This is a genomic window from Pseudomonas sp. Sample_14 (assembly GCF_004307515.1).
In the GTDB taxonomy this organism is placed as follows: domain Bacteria; phylum Pseudomonadota; class Gammaproteobacteria; order Pseudomonadales; family Pseudomonadaceae; genus Aquipseudomonas; species Aquipseudomonas atacamensis.
Genome location: NZ_RCOC01000007.1, coordinates 1 through 712, shown reverse-complemented (window position 1 = coordinate 712; position 712 = coordinate 1). Strand labels below are relative to the sequence as shown.

1 pseudogene is annotated in these 712 nt (G+C 63.6%); it reads left to right on the top strand.

From position 1 onward, the window contains the following. Positions 1–712 (top strand): annotated as a pseudogene (locus D8U61_RS01265) (hybrid sensor histidine kinase/response regulator); the annotation flags it as partial.

Sequence of the window (712 nt, the reverse complement as noted above, 5' to 3'; positions counted from 1 at the left end):
GCGCTGGTCGAAGGCATGCGCAATGGCTCGATCGCCAACAGCCCCGCGTTGCGCAGCCTGTTCAAGGAGGCCGACAAAGAGCTCAAGCGTCTGCTCGAGCAAGGCATGCCCGCGATCAATCAACCGGCACCGCCAGAGCTGCTCAAGAGTTTGTTGTTCTATATTGCCAAGGCCGAACACCCCACCGGGCAGATGCTGACCATGAAAGATCGCTACTCACTGGACGACGCGCTACCCGACAGTGCGATGGTCGATGAAGAACGGGCGAGGCTGGCCGGCCCTGATCGCGATGCCATGCGTTCGGTATTGGCGGCTTTGTGCGAAGAGTTGGTGCGGGTCAAGGAGCGCCTGGACCTGTTCGTGCGCAGCGACCGCCAGCACACCTCGGACCTCGAAAGCCTGCTGGCGCCCCTGCGGCAAATCGCCGACACCCTGGCGGTGCTCGGTTTCGGCCAGCCGCGCAAGGTCATCATCGATCAACTGGCGGTGGTGCTGAGCCTCGCCCAGGGCCAGCGCGAACCTAACGACGCGACCCTCATGGACGTCGCCGGGGCCTTGCTCTACGTCGAAGCGACCCTGGCCGGCATGGTCGGCACCGTGGAGCCGGAAAGCCAGGAAGACAGCCGTCTGCCGACCACCGACCTGACGCAGATCCACCAGATCGTGATCAAGGAAGCGCGCATCTGCCTGCAACAGGCCAAGGACATGATCG